Annotated in this window: 17 protein-coding genes; 3 read left to right on the top strand and 14 right to left on the bottom strand. The window is 67.0% G+C overall.

Annotation, left to right across the window (positions count from 1 at the left end):
- Positions 1 to 12: 12 nt before the first annotated feature.
- Entirely contained in the window at positions 13 to 477 is a 465-nt protein-coding gene (locus ACWCPI_RS25790; protein WP_451040358.1) for an ATP-binding protein, read from the bottom strand.
- Positions 478 to 763: 286 nt separating this feature from the next.
- Entirely contained in the window at positions 764 to 1504 is a 741-nt protein-coding gene (locus ACWCPI_RS25785; RefSeq protein ID WP_451040357.1) for a GntR family transcriptional regulator, read from the bottom strand.
- Positions 1505 to 1595: 91 nt separating this feature from the next.
- Here ACWCPI_RS25785 and ACWCPI_RS25780 point away from each other — a divergent pair, with 91 nt between their 5' ends.
- Complete coding sequence (locus ACWCPI_RS25780; RefSeq protein ID WP_451040356.1) at positions 1596 to 2693, top strand: DUF1152 domain-containing protein; 1098 nt, start codon at positions 1596 to 1598, stop codon at positions 2691 to 2693.
- Positions 2694 to 3065: 372 nt separating this feature from the next.
- On the opposite strand, the gene ACWCPI_RS25775 is transcribed toward ACWCPI_RS25780, so the two are convergent.
- The 3 genes from ACWCPI_RS25775 to ACWCPI_RS25765 are packed head-to-tail and all read right to left on the bottom strand — an operon-like array spanning position 3066 to position 4767.
- Positions 3066 to 3503 (bottom strand): hypothetical protein, encoded by a 438-nt coding sequence (locus ACWCPI_RS25775; protein ID WP_451040355.1) that lies wholly within the window; start codon positions 3501 to 3503, stop codon positions 3066 to 3068.
- Positions 3504 to 3562: 59 nt separating this feature from the next.
- Positions 3563 to 3784 carry a hypothetical protein gene (locus ACWCPI_RS25770; RefSeq protein ID WP_451040354.1) on the bottom strand — a complete coding sequence of 74 codons (222 nt, stop codon included), beginning with the start codon at positions 3782 to 3784 and terminating at the stop codon, positions 3563 to 3565.
- Positions 3785 to 3798: 14 nt separating this feature from the next.
- The gene (locus ACWCPI_RS25765) at positions 3799 to 4767 is read right to left on the bottom strand and encodes a hypothetical protein (RefSeq protein ID WP_451040353.1); all 969 of its coding nucleotides are present in this window, start codon (positions 4765 to 4767) and stop codon (positions 3799 to 3801) included.
- Positions 4768 to 6039: 1272 nt separating this feature from the next.
- On the opposite strand from ACWCPI_RS25765, the gene ACWCPI_RS25760 reads away from it, so the two are divergent.
- Positions 6040 to 6951: a hypothetical protein gene (locus tag ACWCPI_RS25760; protein ID WP_451040352.1), complete on the top strand. Its 912-nt coding sequence runs from the start codon at positions 6040 to 6042 to the stop codon at positions 6949 to 6951.
- Between the two features lie 913 nt (positions 6952 to 7864).
- The gene (locus ACWCPI_RS25755; protein WP_451040351.1) at positions 7865 to 9637 is read left to right on the top strand and encodes a hydroxysqualene dehydroxylase; all 1773 of its coding nucleotides are present in this window, start codon (positions 7865 to 7867) and stop codon (positions 9635 to 9637) included.
- A 424-nt stretch (positions 9638 to 10061) separates the two neighbouring features.
- Here the strand turns inward: ACWCPI_RS25755 and ACWCPI_RS25750 are convergent, their stop codons facing one another.
- The 9 genes from ACWCPI_RS25750 to ACWCPI_RS25710 all read right to left on the bottom strand — a co-directional run bounded on the left by ACWCPI_RS25750 (position 10062) and on the right by ACWCPI_RS25710 (position 17369).
- Positions 10062 to 10358 carry a hypothetical protein gene (locus tag ACWCPI_RS25750; RefSeq protein WP_451040350.1) on the bottom strand — a complete coding sequence of 99 codons (297 nt, stop codon included), beginning with the start codon at positions 10356 to 10358 and terminating at the stop codon, positions 10062 to 10064.
- Positions 10355 to 12382, bottom strand: coding sequence for an N-6 DNA methylase (locus ACWCPI_RS25745; protein ID WP_451040349.1), 2028 nt, complete (start codon positions 12380 to 12382; stop codon positions 10355 to 10357). Before ACWCPI_RS25745 ends, ACWCPI_RS25750 begins: the two co-directional genes overlap by 4 nt.
- Positions 12383 to 13025: 643 nt before the next feature.
- Positions 13026 to 13412 carry an ArsR/SmtB family transcription factor gene (locus tag ACWCPI_RS25740; protein WP_451040348.1) on the bottom strand — a complete coding sequence of 129 codons (387 nt, stop codon included), beginning with the start codon at positions 13410 to 13412 and terminating at the stop codon, positions 13026 to 13028.
- Positions 13413 to 13661: 249 nt separating this feature from the next.
- Positions 13662 to 14015 carry a zinc ribbon domain-containing protein YjdM gene (locus tag ACWCPI_RS25735; protein ID WP_272114613.1) on the bottom strand — a complete coding sequence of 118 codons (354 nt, stop codon included), beginning with the start codon at positions 14013 to 14015 and terminating at the stop codon, positions 13662 to 13664.
- Positions 14016 to 14054: 39 nt separating this feature from the next.
- Positions 14055 to 14450 carry an anti-sigma factor antagonist gene (locus ACWCPI_RS25730; RefSeq protein ID WP_451040347.1) on the bottom strand — a complete coding sequence of 132 codons (396 nt, stop codon included), beginning with the start codon at positions 14448 to 14450 and terminating at the stop codon, positions 14055 to 14057.
- 36 nt (positions 14451 to 14486) lie between these two features.
- The gene (locus tag ACWCPI_RS25725) at positions 14487 to 14903 is read right to left on the bottom strand and encodes an ATP-binding protein (RefSeq protein WP_451040346.1); all 417 of its coding nucleotides are present in this window, start codon (positions 14901 to 14903) and stop codon (positions 14487 to 14489) included.
- Complete coding sequence (locus ACWCPI_RS25720; protein ID WP_451040345.1) at positions 14903 to 15310, bottom strand: pyridoxamine 5'-phosphate oxidase family protein; 408 nt, start codon at positions 15308 to 15310, stop codon at positions 14903 to 14905. The genes ACWCPI_RS25725 and ACWCPI_RS25720 overlap by 1 nt, the downstream gene beginning before the upstream one ends.
- Complete coding sequence (locus tag ACWCPI_RS25715; protein WP_451040344.1) at positions 15307 to 17031, bottom strand: SulP family inorganic anion transporter; 1725 nt, start codon at positions 17029 to 17031, stop codon at positions 15307 to 15309. The genes ACWCPI_RS25720 and ACWCPI_RS25715 overlap by 4 nt, the downstream gene beginning before the upstream one ends.
- Positions 17028 to 17369: an ArsR/SmtB family transcription factor gene (locus ACWCPI_RS25710; RefSeq protein ID WP_451040343.1), complete on the bottom strand. Its 342-nt coding sequence runs from the start codon at positions 17367 to 17369 to the stop codon at positions 17028 to 17030. Before ACWCPI_RS25710 ends, ACWCPI_RS25715 begins: the two co-directional genes overlap by 4 nt.
- Positions 17370 to 17611 lie beyond the last annotated feature (242 nt).

Genomic DNA, 17611 nt, shown 5'->3' with positions numbered 1-17611 from the left:
ACAAGCAGACCGTCAGAACAGAACGGGCCCGAAGGTCTCCTCGGCCGGCCACGCGTCGGCCACCACAAAGGAGACCCGCGTTCCACCGAAGGGGCTTGGACCGGAGTGCCAGGACTCAGCGATGGAATCGACCAACAGCAGCCCGCGTCCGTGGGCATCGTTGGCCTCTGGCTGCCGCATCCGTACGTTCGCCGGGAAGCCAGGGTTGTGCACCTCGATCCGAAGCGACGTCTCCACGCGGTACCACTCAACGCGCACCATCCAGGTGTCATCCGCCCGCCCGTAGAGAATGGCGTTGGTCACCAGCTCGGAGATCATCAGGGCACAGTCGTCGATCGAGCAGGCCGGGTTGTACGGGGCGATGAACTTCCGGAACCAGCGTCGGGCCCGAGGCACAGACTCCGCGACGGGGTGCAAGGCCATGGCCCCGAGTCGCGGTGAGTCCTCAGAGGGAAAGCGGTCGATCGTGTAGGCCATCCGCGCTCACTCCTTGCCGCTGCCGTCGCAGTCGAGGCAGCGCCGTTTCGATGTGGGACGGGGGCGGTCATTGGCCGTGGAGAGCGCGAGAGCCGTACGGGAGCCGACGCGCTTCCAGCCGCGCCCTCGACAACCCCGGCAAGTTGATCGCGTGCACTCGTCCGACCGCTGACTCGTCACCCGTGCCCCCTTCCATCAAGTGGCCTTAGCCACTTTCTGGATAGTGGCATTAGCCACTTTGACCACGCAACCCATTCGCCATAACTGACGAGGCGTCACCACGCCATCAGGTGAGCGGGTACCCCTGCTCGAACGCCCAACGATGCGGCGGGTAGGTGGCTTCAGCGAACTCCAACGGCCGATCCTGGAGGTCGAAGACGACGTGATGAACAATCAGAACAGCCGAGCCCACCGCAAGTTGCAGGTCCGCAGCCTCGTCCTCCGTTGCGTCCCGCGCGCACATGCGATCTTCCGCGTAACTGCCCTGGCGCCCCGTCATGTTCTCGACGTACATGAGCGTCCCCTCCTGAATCCGCTCAGGCTCCAGAAGCTTCGGTGCGCGCTGCCCGACATCCGGAGCGAACCATGAGGTAGACAGCGTGATCGGCCCATCCTGATTGTTGGTCACCCGTCGCCGATGCACGGCCCGACGATCCTTGACCAGGCCCAAAGCCTCTGCGACGTAATCCGGTGCCTCCAGCCAACCGGCCGAGGTGATCACCGCGTACTCACCAGGCGTGTAGATCTTCCCGGTCTGCCGAGCCCGCCCGTACAGCTCACGCGCCCGCCTGTTGACCTCCAGGCTCCGTACGTATGTACCCGATCCCTGGCGCTTCTCGACGAGCCCTTGATGGCTCAGCGCCTCCAAAGACCGCGCAGCAGTGGGCCGAGACACCTTCCAGTCCACCGCGAGTTGCCGCTCCGAGGGCACCTCGTCCCCCGGCCGCAGGTCACCCCGAAGAATCTGATCACGGATGTAGTGCGCGATCTGGAGATACTTCGGCTGAGCCTCTTCGATCTGAGGCATGTCTCCTCCTCACTCCCCCGGGGCCAAGTGGCTATGGCCAGTAGCCACTATAGGGTGAGTGGTCAATCCCCGACCCCGTAGGCTGAACCGCATGAAGCGGTTGATCGTCGCAGCAGGAGGAGGGGGCGACGCAGTCGCCGCCGCAATGCTTCACGCCGCCCTCTACGGCAACGACGGCCAGGCGGTGATCCTCACGTACGCGTGGGACCGCTTGTTGATCGACCCCGTACCGGGCCCCAGGGCACCGGACAACTTCACAGGCCTCGAACGACTCACCCCATCGGTCTGGACAGTGCCGGCCGAGGCCCGCCCAATCGCTCCGGCAGGCTCCACCCTCCCCCGACTCGCGTCCGAACTTACCCACACCTTCGCCCTGATCGACCCGCGCCACGGAGCAGAGGGCATCACACGCCAACTTAAAGAGCTGGTGGACCACTTGTCACCGGAGTCGATCGATCTCCTGGACGTAGGCGGCGACATCCTCGCCCGAGGTGACGAGCCATCCCTGAAAAGCCCGCTTGCCGACGCCCTCACGCTCGCCGCGTGCTGCCAGCTGAACGCACCAATCCGCCTCCTGGTGGCGGGTCCCGGTCTGGACGGTGAGCTGCCTTCCGAAGACCTGCGCGGCATGCTCGGCCCCCTCATCCACACCTTCACCGCGAAGGACGTCGAGCCGATCAGCTCGGTCCTGGAGTGGCACCCCTCCGAGGCAACCGGGATGCTCGCAGCGACAGCCAGAGGCGTACGCGGCACCTGCGAGATGCGGGACGCAGGACTCCCGATTCCCCTCACCGACGAAGGGCCGACCGTCCATGAGGTCGATCTGGATGAAGCGCTGAGCCGCAACCAGTTGGCCCGCGCCATCACGGCGACCACCACCCTGGACGAGGTTGAAGCACACAGCCGCGAAATCTGCGGCTACTCGGAGATCGACTACGAGCGCAACAAGGCCGCATGGCTCAAGGACCAGCCATCGGTGAAGCTCGACCCCAAAGCCGTGCTGTCGCGACTCGAGCAGCTCGAAGCCGAGGCCCACAACCGCGGAGTCACTCACACGACGTTCCGCCGCATCACCGAGGCGCTGAACCTCAACGGTTCCCTGCGCGAGGACCTGCGCCAACTGCTCATCAGCAGCCGCCCGGAGCAGTACGAGGCGCCCTTGTGGCGCATCACGACCACGACTGAGTAACAACCTTCTTCACGGGTTCAAGGCGGCTCGCTCCGCTCGCCGCGCGCGGCCCGGCCCCCGGCCGGGCCTGCGCTCCTGTCTCCGCCCCGCTCCAGCCCGGCCGGCGCCCGTGCCGCGCTCAAAGCATGCAGCCGCCTGATGCCAGAGAAGGGGTACGTCGTGGCTGGGGCGGTCGGCTCCGCGGCTTTACGGAGCCACTTTGGCGCGAGCCTCGAAGATCATGGCCCCAACGTCGTGCTTTACCGGGCAGGTCCACAGACTGCCCGACGCGCCGGAAGCTTACGGGGCCATGATCACTCGCGCCAAAGCAGCGCCACCCCAAAGCCGCTCCGCCGACCTGATTGCCTACCGCTGATCCCGGCATCAGTGCTGCTACGAAAGGATGATACCTAGCAGCAGAAAAATGACAGCGATCCCCAGGACAATGAGGTAGGGGCGTACACCACGACTGGTCAACAGGCGAAGAATTCTTGCCCATACCGACTCTTCACGCTCACCGAAAACTTCGAACCCTTCCGGCAGATTGGTTGCAACAAATCCGGCAAACGTGGCTCCGATCACCATCATTACCACACCTAGACTTGTCGTCTTCAACTCAACGCCATTAGGCCCCTTCCCGGTCACAATGCCCACATTCCCGAGGCCTAGAAGAGCAAACACGGCGCCGGCAATAATCAGGGCTAGCCCCACCAAAATGGTGACGGAAAGGATTACAGAACGCTTCCGAGGAGCCCCGTCCCCCTCTTCGCCGCTTTGAACTGAACTCTGCTCGCGTTGCGGAGATGCATTTGTCTCGTCGTCAGTCGCCATATGCCCACTGTGGCGTACGGTGACGACACACGCACGTTACGATAGCCCAATCGGGCACACTAGCCAGTTTGAGCGGTGTATGTGGGCGCCTCCACGACCCTGACAGGCACGCCCTGAACTTCCACCGGAAGATCTGGCACTTGATCGAGGTCGATCAGACCAACCGTGATCACGTAGTGCTCACCCTGAAAACCGATGCCCACGCCCCCGACCCGCGGATCGTCCTGAAGATCAGCTGCGAGGGCTCGCTTGGCAGCACGCACACCGTCAAGGTCAGTCATGGCCGTGTGGTTCCTTACGTTGCTAGGTCAGCATCCATGTGCTCAAGTATCCGCCGGAGCGGCGTTACAAGGGAGGCGTACCCCCCACCCCTGACACCACCGCTGAAGAGGAGACCGATCCCCTCCTTGGTTCTGCTATCGAACACCAGTGAACCACTATCTCCAGGCAGGCTGAAGGGAGCCCCGTTGTCTCTCCTGATTTCAATCTGGTCTCGGAAGACCAGTTTGCCCATATCTCCGTAGCCCCCCACTTCGAGCGGCCCGAAGTCAATCAGTGTGATTCGCCCAGTAGTTGAGCCTGTGCGACGCCCGATCTTAGTGACCTCAAGCGGACCGGTTGGATCAACAGGCCCAGTGACCTGTGCGCCACTCACAGTGACATCCACCTCCAGGCCCTCATCGAGCAAGCATGCAGCTGCATCCATATCATTGGGAGTTCCTAGAGCCTTCAGGGGTTCAACCCAGCCCAAGACTCCGATACGATCTTGCGGGTGAGGCCCACCAGCACTCCCACCCGGATGCGATATAACTTCGTCTAGCGCGACTTTATTGCTCGCCGCCAGAACATGGTTGTTGGAGAGGGCGTGCATTTTTCCAGTTTCCCTCAGGACTACGAACGGTCCCACAGTTCCGGACGCGCGATTGATGGTACCCACAGGGAATCCTGCTCGAACTGGCCCGCACGTGCATTGAGCATACACCGGACCTAGAGGCCTAATGTCGACCTCACCTTTAGATTTTTCCCCTATTGCATCCGCCATTTGCCACGCCTCAGGCGACTCATTCTGCAGACGCACTCCGAGGCGATAGCTGTGATTGCCAACAGAAATACCCAACGCAATTCCATGCGTGCGTGGTTCGGGAACATCGCTATCCATGGCCCCCTGATTCCACCACACAGCCTCTCGCTGCTGGAAGAGTTTCTCACCTGCGAGAAATTCTTCCATTTCTTGCTTTAGCTCTCTGGCGGATTCGAGACGCATCGCTACCTCCCGATGAGAACGCTATTATGCACCGCTCGTGCCATCTCCCAGCCGGGCGCTGGAACCCAACCGCTGACAGGCTTAGTGTCATTGTCCATCTATCGGCATAGATCTGCAGCATGAACCGCTTGGTGAGGAATCCTGTGATTTGAGGCCCGTGGCTATGAGCGGAAGCGCTTCAGGTGGGCTCGCTGGCGTTGACCGGAGTCTGACGCCAAGACGGGGCATGGGGCAGGCAGGGACCACCCAGCGCCGGGCAGAGATCGCGCCAGATCGTGCCGGGAACTGCGGGGACTGAGCACGGACGCTACCGTCGATCGAAGCCGTGCTGAGTTGAGGGCTCAGGAGCCGGAGGCGGGCCGTGCCCCGCGTCCCAGCGCCTCAGTTGCATGTGTCGGCCACCAACAAACCGGTGACGGCAACCACTACCGTCATCGCGGCCAAGGCGCCGGCGAACGGCGCGCACCACGTCGGGCGCGATAGAAGCAGGGCCAGCACTCGGACACCGACGATCTGTCTGCAGCCCTGATCTGCCCCAGTCGAACCCGGAAGGCTGTGTAGGTCGAGGCGTTGCACGGCCCGCGCCAGGCCGGAGGTCTCGATGTCCCTCCGCAGGATGTGACGGAGTCGGCGCCCGTAGACCGTCGCGAGCGACTCCGCGGACGTAGTTCCCTCCCAGACAGCAACCCCAGCAACCGGTGTCGCCCGACATCGGCCTCATAGCCGTCCCCGCCTCGTTGGGTTGCTCTTCAACGATCTCAAGAGCTGGCCAATGTGCGCCGGGATGACCAGCGCTTCGATCGCGACCGGGGAGTTGTCGGAACGGTGGCGCTGACGTCGGCGAAAGATGAAGTCACCGACCTTTCCTGACACCATGCCTTCGGTAGCCCGTACCACAAGCGCACCAGATCGACCGGGGAACAGCGGGGAATCACGGTGAAAGCGGGTCCGCCCGACGAGGAGCCAGCTCGGCCATTCGACCAGGTCAGCGCCCAACCCGGGCCCAAATGAGCGCAGCTTTCCAAGCTGAGAGCTCTGTCGGCTGACGGATGGTGCATCAGGCTGCCTTGCTGACGCGTCGAGGCCAGCGAGACGCTTCCCAGGATCTCCAGCTCGCTGTCCGGGCAGCAGAACGCGCACGTGAGGTACCGAAAAATTCTGTGTGGACCCGTCCCACCGATGCCACAGTGGCAAGCGGGGGAGGACGTCCAACCCAATGAGGCCGAGTCATGCCGCCAGTTCCCTTCGGTACACCGGCAGTCTGGAGTAATCATGACGAGTCCGGAGAGTCCCGTCTGGCAGCCGTTGTCACGCCGCCACATCTCGACGCGGGAAGAAGCTCTGTTCGAAGGCGTGCCGGATCATCTGATCCGCCCGCTGGAGGCTTGGATCACTGGCTACCTGGACGGCTATCCGGAACTGACCGAACGGGTCGCTCTGCTGATGCGGGTTGCCCTTGACACTCCTGATCCCGAGCAGCTCGTCGAGGCCGTGTCCGCTAGCGACTCCTCAAGGCTCCTCGATGTCGTCGACGCGGTGCTGCACATCGACAAGAGACTGTGGTGGGAGCTTGATGTCACAGGCCCCGAACCTACGATGGAAGCTGGCCTTGCTGATTGGATTCCGGCCTTCGGCTGGCCCAAGGGAAGCAGGGCAGCAGCGGTTGAACGGCTCGACGAGATGCTCATGGACGCTGGCTCAGCCTTTGAGGTCGATTGGCGTCAGCGATGCTTGCAGCGCCGGGTCGACGCCACAGTAACCACCGCGGCAGAACAGGCCATGAGCATGGATGGGGGAAGTCATCTTCAGGCCTCGTGGGCCGCTACGTACGGTCGACACCCGGATGCGTCGAAGGCTTACGACGAGGCGATCCGGGCCGTTGAGGCAGCGGCTATCCCGATCGTGCTGCCGAACGACACGAAAGCAACCCTCGGCAAGGTGCTTGCACATTTCACACAGGCCAGTGACAAATGGGAACTGGCGATCGAAGGACCCGATGGTGGCGCTATTGCCCCGCTGACCGAGATGATCAGCCTGCTGTGGAAGGGCCACGTGGCCCGGCACGCTGGCAGCCCCACTTTCCGCCCGCAGCACCAAGACGAAGCGCAGATGGCAGTCCATCTCGCTGCGACGTTGGTGCACTGGTTTACCACCGGTGCGGTCCGGCTGCGAAGGTCAGGATGAGCGCGAAGCCCTTTCCTCAGTCGACTTCAGCGGCGCGGGTCGCAGTGCTGCAGTACAGCAGCGGAGCACAGCAACCACCGCTACCGCAGTCGACCACCAATGGTCTTCGATACCCCCGTGACTAGCGTCCTGGACCGCAGTGGCTGTACCGCCAGTAGTTCGGGACGAAGAGGTCGTGCCAGAGCCGTGCCAGATGGTGCGGGGACTCACAGGAAACAACGGGGACTGGTCATGTGTGTGCTGCCGTCTTCGACGCCGCTCAGTCGCAGGTCAGGACGGCAACGGCCACCAAAGAACCCAAGCTTCCCAAGCTGAGAGCGCGAGTTCGATTCTCGTCACCCGCTCCAATATGCAACCCCAGGTCAGTGACCTGGGGTTTTGAACGTGATCGAAACGCCGCCTGCCACAACCGCACCCTCCCGGGCGTCTGTCCACGTGCTCAGCAGAGCACCGCCGACACCGGCGGCACCCTCCCAGGTTCGAACAGCGGACCAGCGGCGGTCTACAAATCCGTCGACCAGGCCCGCGACAGCATCGCGAACTCCGACGGCGTCCGGAAGAATCGCGTGGCCAGTACCCCAAGGTGGACCGCGCCCTACACGGCCTCGCCGTGATCGCCCCGCGCCCGGACGAACCCGAGCGCGATTCACACCCTGCGCTACCCGGCTCTTGGCCACCCGGCTCCGTCACCGTCGACGACGTTTCTCGGTTCCTCGCGGCGTGTGATACGGCATGCCGTCTACGCCACTTCGATCACCCCTGGCGGTGAGGCGACCGGCTCTCCGACAACGCAAACGCGCCACATTCGCGCGCATGCCCACGTTAGGCATGTCCATGCCTTTCGCGTCCATGGGTACTCCCTTAGGCTCCTCCGCCGGACCGCAGGCGTTACCGACGGTAGGGGAGACCGGTCATGGGGCGAACGGGCAGCACGCGACGCACCTTTGTGGTGGGGGCCGCGGCCGCAGGCGGGGCGGTGGCGCTGGGCACCGGCACGGCGGCTTCAGCGGCACCGGCGCAGGGACGGCAGCAGGCCGTCGCCGTGCTCGGCGGTGGCGTCGCCGGGCTGACAGCGGCGCATGAACTCGCCGAGCGGGGCTTCGCGGTGACCGTCTACGAGCGCCGGGCGCTCGGCGGCAAGGCCCGCTCCATGGACGTACCGGACAGCGCGAAGGGAAGCCGCAAGCCACTTCCCGCGGAGCACGGGTTCCGCTTCATCCCGGGGATCTACCACAACCTCCCCGACACGATGCGGCGCATCCCCTTTCCCGGGAACGCGGGCGGCGTCCGGGACAACCTGATCGCACCGAAGGAGATGATGTTCGCGCGGAGCAACGGCCGCGAGGATCTGCGGATACCCATCCCCGGGGAGAAGGTGCCCGCCGAGCTCACCCTCGACGACATCAGACGCGCCCTCACCGGCCTCCTGGAGACGGGATTCAATCTTCCTCTGCATGAGATCGTGTACTTCGTGAACCGCGCCGTCGTGTTTCTGACCAGTTGCGACGCGCGCCGCAACTCCACCTGGGAAGCCACCCCTTGGTGGACTTTCGTACGCGCCGGGCAGATGTCGAAGGAATACCAGCGCATCCTCGCGGTCGGCGTCACCCGCAACATTGTCGCCACCAAGGCTGAGGTGGCCAGCACCCGCACGGTCGGCACCCTCGGCGAGGCCTTCGTGTTCAACGCGCTCGGCCGGGGTGCGGACGGCCCACCCGACCGGATCCTCAACGCACCCACCAATGAGGCCTGGATCGACCCCTGGGTGGCTCATCTCACCTCCCTGGGCGTGAAGTTCCGCATCGGCTGGACCGTGCACGAGGTGAGGCTGGGCGGAGACGGGCGGGTATCCGAGGCCGTCATCGAGGATACGGACGGCGCCCTTCGCTCCATAACCGCCGATCACTATGTCTCCGCCATGCCGGTGGAGCACGCGCGGCGCACGTGGAGTGCCGGATTACGCGCTGCCGACCCACAGTTGGCACGCTGCGACAAGCTGCGGACGGACTGGATGACGGGCCTTCAGTTCTATCTGACCGAGACGCCGCCCGTGGTGCAGGGCCACTTCAACTGCATCGACTCGCCATGGTCGCTGACCGCGATCGCCCAGGCCCGGCACTGGCCAAGGCGTGACTTCGCCGCCGACTACGGCGACGGCGTGGCCAAGGAGTGTCTGTCGGTGGATATCTCCGAGTGGGACAAGCCCGGCGTCCTGTACGGCAAAACGGCTAAGCAGTGCACCCGCGAGGAGGTCGCACGCGAGGTGTGGGCACAGCTCAAGGACGCACTCAACGACACCGGCAGGACAGTGCTGCGCGACGGCACGCTGCACTCGTGGTTCCTGGACCCCGGAGTGGATGGGATCGGCACCCCGCACCCGACCAACCAGGACGAGCTGCTGATCCACCCCGTGGGCACGCTGCACAACCGCCCTTCGGCCAGGACCACGGTCCCGAACTTCTTCCTGTCCGGGGATTACGTCGCCGTGGACATCGACCTCGCCACCATGGAGGGCGCGAACGCCTCGGCCCGTCAGGCGGTCAATGCCCTTTTGGATCAAGCAGGTTCGAGTGCGCCGCGCTGCACGGTCACCCCGCTGTTCAGGCCGCCGGAGCTCGAGAGCCTCAAGCGCCACGACCACTTCCGCTTCAAGGCCGGGCTGCCGAACGCGTTCGACCTGGGGTGATCCAGTCGGGAGCGGTCGCTCGACCTGATCAGCCATGACGCCGGCGAGGCACCCTTCTCGTCGCCCTCCCAGCTGCCGGCCGGGGAGCACTCTGGAAAGCGGGGTGCCCTGATCACCTACGCACAGCGGCCTGCTCGCGCGCCGGGCGGCCGCACCACAAGCGCACCGGATAAGGCAGGGAGCAGCGGAGAATCACAGTGAGAGCGGTCGAGCCCGAGGAGACGGCCGCCCGGGCGTTCCCCCAGTTCATTGCCCGGACAGGCCTCGAATGATCGCAGCTTTCCAAGCTGAGAGCGCGAGTTCGATCCTCGTCACCCGCTCCAGAGTGGAACCCCAGGTCAGCGACCTGGGGTTTGTTGCTGTCACGAGCGGGCTGGTGCCCTTCTTCGCCGTCCAAGGCCGAGGCACCGGCCCCGGCCCGCCATCAGCCGCAGCCAGAAGGCCGGTTCGTGTTGTCCGATTCACGCGGCGCGTCCCGGTGGTCGTCCGTCCTGGTCCAGTTCCGTAGCGTCGTAACCGCTCCCACCGCGGCGAAGCACAGCCCTGCCGTCGTACCGAATGCGCCCCCCGCGTAAAGGATCGAGTCAGCGATGCCCGCGCCGGTCGCGTGCTTCAGAGCGGCAACACACATGGCGACCAGCATGGAGAAGAGCACGATGACCAGAAGCCAGAGCGCCCAGACGACGGACCGGGACAGGCGCGTGGGGTCGGTGGTGGTCATGATCGGGGTTTCCTTTCGCTGTCTCGAGAGGAGGGCGAGGCGCTCGTCAGCTGGTCGAGAAGCAGCCCTCGTGCGTGGGTGATGGCTGCCGCCAGTTCCCGGTGGGCGTCGGACCGCTCCCCGAGGAGCATCAGCAGTTCGGCGATCTCCTGCTGCACGTCGAGGGGAGGAAGCAGGACTTCCTGGCGTCCCAGTGCGTCCTTGGTGATGAAGGGAGCCGCAGTGGCGGCCGCTCGATCCTTGACCCAGTTCACGGCGTCCGGACGGCTCAGCACGGCGAGCAGGTAGTGGGGCAGGACCCCGGCGTCCTGGCGGCAGCGGAGCCTGATCACATTGGAGCTCATGAGCCACCCCGTCTGGTCCCTGCGCACCATGGCCGGCGGCCCCATGGCGCCCGAGCGGACACAGACGATGTCACCTGGCGCGAGTCGGTAGCGCGTCAGCCGTTCTGCGAGCTCCGGCGAGACGCGCTCGTCGACGCTGTCGGTCACCCACCCCTCCCGCAGGTGCTTGGGGAATACGACCGGCACCACGCCGTAAGGAGTCCGGTCCTTCGGCGCCAGCAGCGCGTGCGACGGACCGGTCTGGATCTCGCACAACGCCGCGAGCGTGGCCCTGCGCCGAGGCACCTGACGCACTCGGTCGGTCTCCAGCTCGGCGCGCAGGCCGACGGTGCGCTCGTCCAGGTCGGCGCATCTCTCCCTCAGCCACGACACCTCGGCCCAGGCTTCCGCCTCCGCGGTACCGGCCGCACCAGAGTCCGGTGCCGACGACCGGCCGATGTGGTCGATGGGATTGAGCGAGTAGTCGCTGCGGCGCAGCGCCTCCCTGTCGACACGTGCGCCGGGTACGGTCGCCGAAGGGGGGTCGTCCGGTCGGGCGGGTCCTTCCCGCGGACTGAGAGCCAGGTACGAGTCGAGGACGGCTTGCACGTCGTCGTAGGCGAGCACCCTCCGCCCGCCGCGCCGCATGACGCCCAGGTCACGCGCGTCCAGGAACAGGACATGGTTCCCAGCGTCGGCCGGGTGCCGCAGCAGCCACACGCACACGGGTACCGAGGTTCCGGAGAAGAGTCTGTCGGGCAGCGCCACGACGCACTCCACGACACCCTGCTCCACCAGTGCCCGACGAATCGCCCGCTCCGCCGCGTTCCCGGAGTTGCCCGCCTTGTTCGGCATGACCACCGCCGCGCGCCCGCCCTCGGCCAGGACGGACAAGGCGTACTGGGGGTAGGCAAGGTTGTCGTTGCCCACCGGAGGGGGCCCGTAGGGCCAGTGCCCGGTGCGCGTGGTCTCCTGCGAGGTGTCCTTCATATTGAAGGGCGGGTTGGTGAGCACCAGATCGACCGGGTCCTGGGGCCACTTCTCCTCCCAAGGCCGCCCGCGGGTCTTCAGCTGGAGGGCGAACGGGACTCCCCGCAACGCCAGGCCCATACTGGCCAGCGACAACGTCACCCGCTTCGGCGTCTGTCCCAGCAGCCTGGGCAACGGAGCGTCGGCGGCGCCGGGCCTGCGTCTTGCCCACATGGCGGTGTCGGCTGCCGCGCCGAGGAGTTCCCCACCACGGAAGTACGGGTCGTACACGCTGCTCGGGGAGCTCTTCCTGGCCGCCCGTCCCAACGCCGCCATCAGGCGCGCCACCGGGAGCGGTGTGAAGAACTCCCGGCTGCGCAGCTGCGCGCGTTCCTCATAGTCCTCGATGAGCAACTGGAAGGCATGAGGGCCGAGCGCACCAACCAGTCGGACAACCTGCGCGAGGTCCTGGAACCGCCGGGGCTCCAAGCGAGCGAGTGCGTCCTGCATGTCCGGCAGCGATCCCATGCCGCGCAGCACCGCGTCCGTTTCCGAGCCGACAAGCTTGAGCAGGGCGATGCTGGACCGCGGCTCGGCACCGGTCATGACGTACTCCTGCACCTTCTGCCAGCAGCCCGACCTCGTCTCCCGCAGGAAGAGCAACGCGGCCAGCAGGCTCAGATAGGCGACCGCCTGGTCCGCACCTCCCACCCGCTCGGCCAGGGGTCCCATGAGCTTGCGGACGATCTCGGCATCCCGTGGATCCGGCCTTTCCCTGGGCCCCAGCGTGAACTCGGCGTACCGTCGGACTGCCCCCTCCTGTGCGACGGAGGTGCCCGGCCGGTGCCGCCGCGCCCGGTCTCCGTAGGTGGTGTGCTCGCCCTCCCCCAGTGCCCGGCGGTGCGCCGGTACCCGCCGTCCAGTCCGGCAGACCATGCCCGCCGATCGGCGCGAAGCGCCGCGCGCCGTACAGCTCAACAGATGGTGGCCCCGTGCCCAGAACGTGCCCGAGTCGATGGCGGGCAGGGGGTGCGATCAGGCGCCGCGGGTCACGCCACTGTGCCTGGACGTGCCCTGAGCGGGACCGCAGGCACAACGGCCTGCGGTCCCGCCGCGGCTGAGAGACCTCGGTGCGTCGGAGCGTCTGTTTCACGGTGACGACGGACGCCGGCACCGGTGTGTCGAGGGCCTGCCGACCGCAGGCATGGACGACCGCAGCGGCGTCTGCGCAAGTCAGAGCCATGGCGACCACCCAGGCGCCGTCGTTTGCCCGGCAAGCACGCCCGGCAACAGCGTTCCCCGGCAAGCACGCCCGGCAACAGCGAGAGAGCGTGGGGCAGCGCCTCAGCTGTGGTGGTGCAGAGTGCGCAGGGGTCTATCGGTCAAGGGGGCTCGTGGGTGGCCCCTGTTCCCCCGACGGGGGATTCTGCTCACCCCGCGCAGCCTGCAGGTCGGCCAGCAGCTCGGCCTGCCCGGCGAGCACCCCGGACAGGATGGTCCGTGCGACCCGCAGAAGCTCCGCGACCTGCGGGCTGGTCAACGAGTAGTACACGGTCGAACCCTCCTTGCGGGTCTTGACCAGATTCGCCCGCCGCAGCACCGCCAACTGCTGGGACAGATGAGCGGGCTCGATACCCACCTCGGGCAGCATCTCCGCGACCGCGTGTTCACGTTCGCTCAGCAGCTCAAGGACCCGGATACGGGCCGGATGGCCCAGCGTCTTGAAGAACTCGGCCTTCAGTTGGTACAGCGGCGTACTCATCGTGCCGTCCCCTCCCCGACACAACGGCACGGCTCCTCCGCCCGGAGCACGGCGCCTCGCGTCCACCCTCCCCCACCCTTCGGGCGGGGGCACTCCCGTCTCGCTTCGCTCGTCCAGAACATGCGGACCATCCTCGCCTGCGGCACCGGCCGCGCCGAACCCGGATGCGAGTAACGGATGCCGCTCGAATCCGGCTACCGAGGAGGATGCCCGCACCCTCGTGCCGGCACAGCCGGGTGTCGGATCGGATCAGACCTTCTTCACCACGCTGGACTTGAGCTGCATCGCGCCGAACCCGTCGACCTTGCAGTCGATGTCGTGGCCGTCCACGCCGTCGACCAGGCGGATGTTGCGCACCTTGGTGCCCGCCTTGATCCCGCTCGGGCTGCCCTTGACCTTCAGCGTCTTGACGACCGTCACGGTGTCACCGTCGGCGAGCACGTTGCCGACCGCGTCCTTGATCACCCTGCTTCCGGAGGCGCCGTCCGCGGACTCCGCGGACGGTGACCACTCGTGCCCGCACTCCGGGCAGACCAGGAGCGCACCCATCTCGTAGGTGTAGGCGCCGGAGCATTCGGGGCAGGGGGGAAGGTTGTCACTCATGGCACAGGTTGTCTTTCAGTAGGTGAGCGGATACGGGGGTCAGGTGGGCCAGCCGTCGGTGCGCCACTCCCGCTGTGCCTCGTCGGGAGGCGACATGTGCCGGGCGTGGACGGAGAGGGCGGTGGCCAGGTCGCAGTGGACGGGGATGTCCGGGCAGTCGCCGGGCGGGACGAGTGAGCCGTCGGCGGGGATGGCGGCCAGTTCCAGGCTCCGGCCCGTTCCGGCGAGGCGGCGCGCGGTCTCGGTGATGGCCAGCTGGCCTTCCGCGGACCAACCTCGCAGTTCGGTCAGGTCGAGGATGACCGGTCCGGTGCCGCGGGCGACGACCCAGCCGACCGCTCCGTCGAAGCGGCGGACCGCCGCCGGGCCCAGGTAGCCGGCGACGGAGAGTACCCCGAAGTCGTCCTCGACGGTGTAGCGCCACTCGATGGTCATGACGGTGAACTTCCTTGCGTGTGCGGCCCGTTGAGGTCAGAGGGGGAGAGTCGTCCAGATGCTCTTGCCGTCGGCGTCGCCGTGCACGGCGACGGTGCCGCCGAGTTGCCGGGTGAGCTCCATGACCGTGCCGAGACCGCCACTGGTGCCGGTTGCGGCATGGTGCAGCGAGGGCTGGTGGGGGTGGCGGTCGTGGACGGCGAAGGCCAGGCGGCCTCCGCTCGCCGCATACATGACCATGATCTGCGGGGACACCTCGGCGGCGTGCCGGACGCTGTTGGTCACCAGCTCACTGAGGATCAGCAGCGCCGCGTCCACGACGGGCCGGTGCAGATCTATCCCCCACTCGGCCAGCGCCTGTTCGGCGGTCTCACGGGCGAGACGGACGGCGGACGGCTCGTTGGGCAGGGTGAGCACGTGCCGGTACGGAAGGACGTCGAGAACGGGGGACATCAGGTCTCCAGGCGGGCGAGGCGGAATCCGGTGACGCTCTGGGGGCGCAGGCACAGCAGAGTGTCGTGCGGGCCATGGGTCCAGCCCGGCAGGGTGCGGCGGTGATGGTCTGTCTCGTCGGCGTCGCTGAGCACGTCGGCGGGGCCATGGACGGTAACCGTCCAGCCGGTGCCGTGCACCGCCCGGATCTCGTCCACGTGGTACGTCACCGTGGCCGGTATCGCCACCGCCTGGACGGGGGCCCGGACGATCAGCCGGCCGTACTCCCACACATGCCGGGCCGGCCGTACGACGGTCAGCTCCCGCTGCTGGTGCACCAGCCGTCCCAGGCTGCTGCCTTCCAGCAGCCACAGGGCCTCCGCTGCGGAGATCTCCACCAGTCGCAGGGGGGCGGGGGCAGTGCTCATCGGACGGCTTCCTCGCTGGAGGTTCGGGGCTTCTGGGCGGGTACGGCGGTCAGGACGCCGGTCGTCTCCAGGTGGTCGCGGGCGGCCCGGATCGCCTCGGGAGTGGTGGCGTACTCCCGCCCGTCGTGCCGCAGCAGCTCCAGCGCGCCGACGGAGTCCAGGACCTGGCGCTGGCCGGTGCGGATCCCGGAGGCCAGGACGAGGATGCCGCGCCGCTTCAGTTTGTCCACGGCGTCCTTGAGGACCAGCGCGCCGGTGGCGTCCATGGTCGACACCCGCGACAGACGCAGGATGACGACCCGTACGTCGGCCACCTCGGTCAGCTCCAGCAGGAAGCGGTGCGCGGCGGCGAAGAAGAGCGGCCCGTCGATGCGGTACGCGACGATGTGCTCGGCGAGGAGGGCGTGTTCTTCGGCACCGTGGTCGCCCCGGTCGAGCGGGACCTGGTCGAAGCGGGCCTGCTGGGCCACGGCGCGCAGGGCGAGAGCACCCGCCACGACCAGACCGATGATCACCGCGTACACGAGGTCCAATGCCAGGGTCGCGACCGCGGTGAGGACGAGGGTCAGCGCATCCGAGCGGGTGGCCTTGGCCATCGCCCTGAGCGAGCCGACCTCCACCATGCGGACCGCGGTGGCCAGCAGCACACCGGCGAGGGCGGCGAGCGGGATCCTGGAGACGAGGGGCGCCGCAGCGAACACGATCACAGCGAGGATCGCGGCGTGGGTCAGGGCGGCCAGCCGGGAGCCGGCGCCTGTACGGACGTTGACCGCGGTCCGGGCAATCGCGCCGGTCGCGGGCACGCCGCCGAAGAGCGGTGCCGCGATATTGGCCAGGCCCTGGCCGAACAGCTCGCGATCGGGGTCGTGCCGCTGCCCCACCGTCATGCCGTCCGCCACCGAGGCGGACAGTAGGGACTCCAGGGCCGCGAGTGCCGCCACGGCCACGGCCGGGGCGAGCAGGGTGCTGAGCGAACCGAGGTCCAGGAAGCCGAGCGAGGGCGCGGGCAGCCCGGACGGAAGGTCGCCGATCGGCTGCGCCGCGTCCAGGCCCGCGACCTGGGAGACGGCCGTAGCCGCGATGACCGCGAGGATGGAGAACGGGACGGTCGGCCACCGGCGGGCACCCACCAGCATGACCGCGGCCACCGCGGCCGCGAACCCGACCGCCGTCCAGTTCGGGTGCTGCACGAACTCCTCGACGGCCCGCCAGGTCACCACCAGCACACGGTCGCCCTCGGGCTTGGGCACCCCGAGCGCGTTCGGGACCTGCTGCAGTGCGATCACGCAGGCGATCCCGAGAGTGAAGCCCTCCACCACGGGCGCGGGCACGTACTGCATGTACTTGCCGGCTCGCAGAGCTGCCAGCACCACGAGCATGACGCCGGCCATCAGCCCGACGGTCAGCACGCCGGTCGGCCCGTACTCGCCGACGATCGGCACCAGCACCACGGTCATGGCCCCGGTCGGCCCGGACACCTGGAGGTCGGACCCACCGAACAGCGCGGCGAGCGCACCGGCGACCACGGCGGTCGCCAGTCCGGCCTCGGCACCCAGACCGGAGGAGACACCGAAGCCGAGGGCGAGCGGCAGAGCCACGATCGCCACGGTGAGGCCGGCAAGCAGGTCTCCGCGCGGATCGCGTCGCATGTCCGCCAGGTGGGCGCGGGTGGGCATGAGCGCGGCGAGCCGGGCCCCGGCCCAGCTGATTTTCGAGGTCATCGCGCCGCGACCTCGGCTCCCCGCAGCTCTGCCAGCAGCTCGCCCTGCCCGGCGAGCATCTCGGTCAGGATCCGGCGCGCGGCCCTCATCAGATCGGCGACGTCCCCGCCCGCCAGCTCGTAGACCACCGTCGAGCCCTCCCGGGTCGAGGTGACGATCCCGGAACGCCGCAGCACCGCCAGCTGCTGGGACAGACCGGACGGCTCCACCTCGATGGCGGCAAGCAGGTCCCGCACCGGCAACGGCCCGTCCTGCAGCAGTTCCAGCACGCGTATGCGTACCGGATGCCCCAGCATCCGGAAGAACTCGGCCTTGGCCTGGTACAGCGGAACGGACACAACCCCTCGGCTTCCCTGCGAAGCCCACCCCGCCGGGGCAGGCACGAAGGCTGAGCCCGCGACCACCGGACAACGTGCACAGCAAACTCAGCATCTAACCAATTGCGAAATTTTGCAATTCCGCACATCTGGCTGGTCCAGGGTTTCGGTGAACAGCTACCGCCGGTGTGCGCCGAACACACGGTCGGACATTTCGACCGGCGGCGTCGCGTTCCCGTCCTCGTTTTCGTCAGACAGGAGCA

This window comes from Streptomyces sp. NPDC001920 (genome assembly GCF_053594495.1).
The sequence above is the reverse complement of the archived record's forward strand: the minus strand, read 5'-3'. Positions and strand labels throughout refer to the sequence as shown.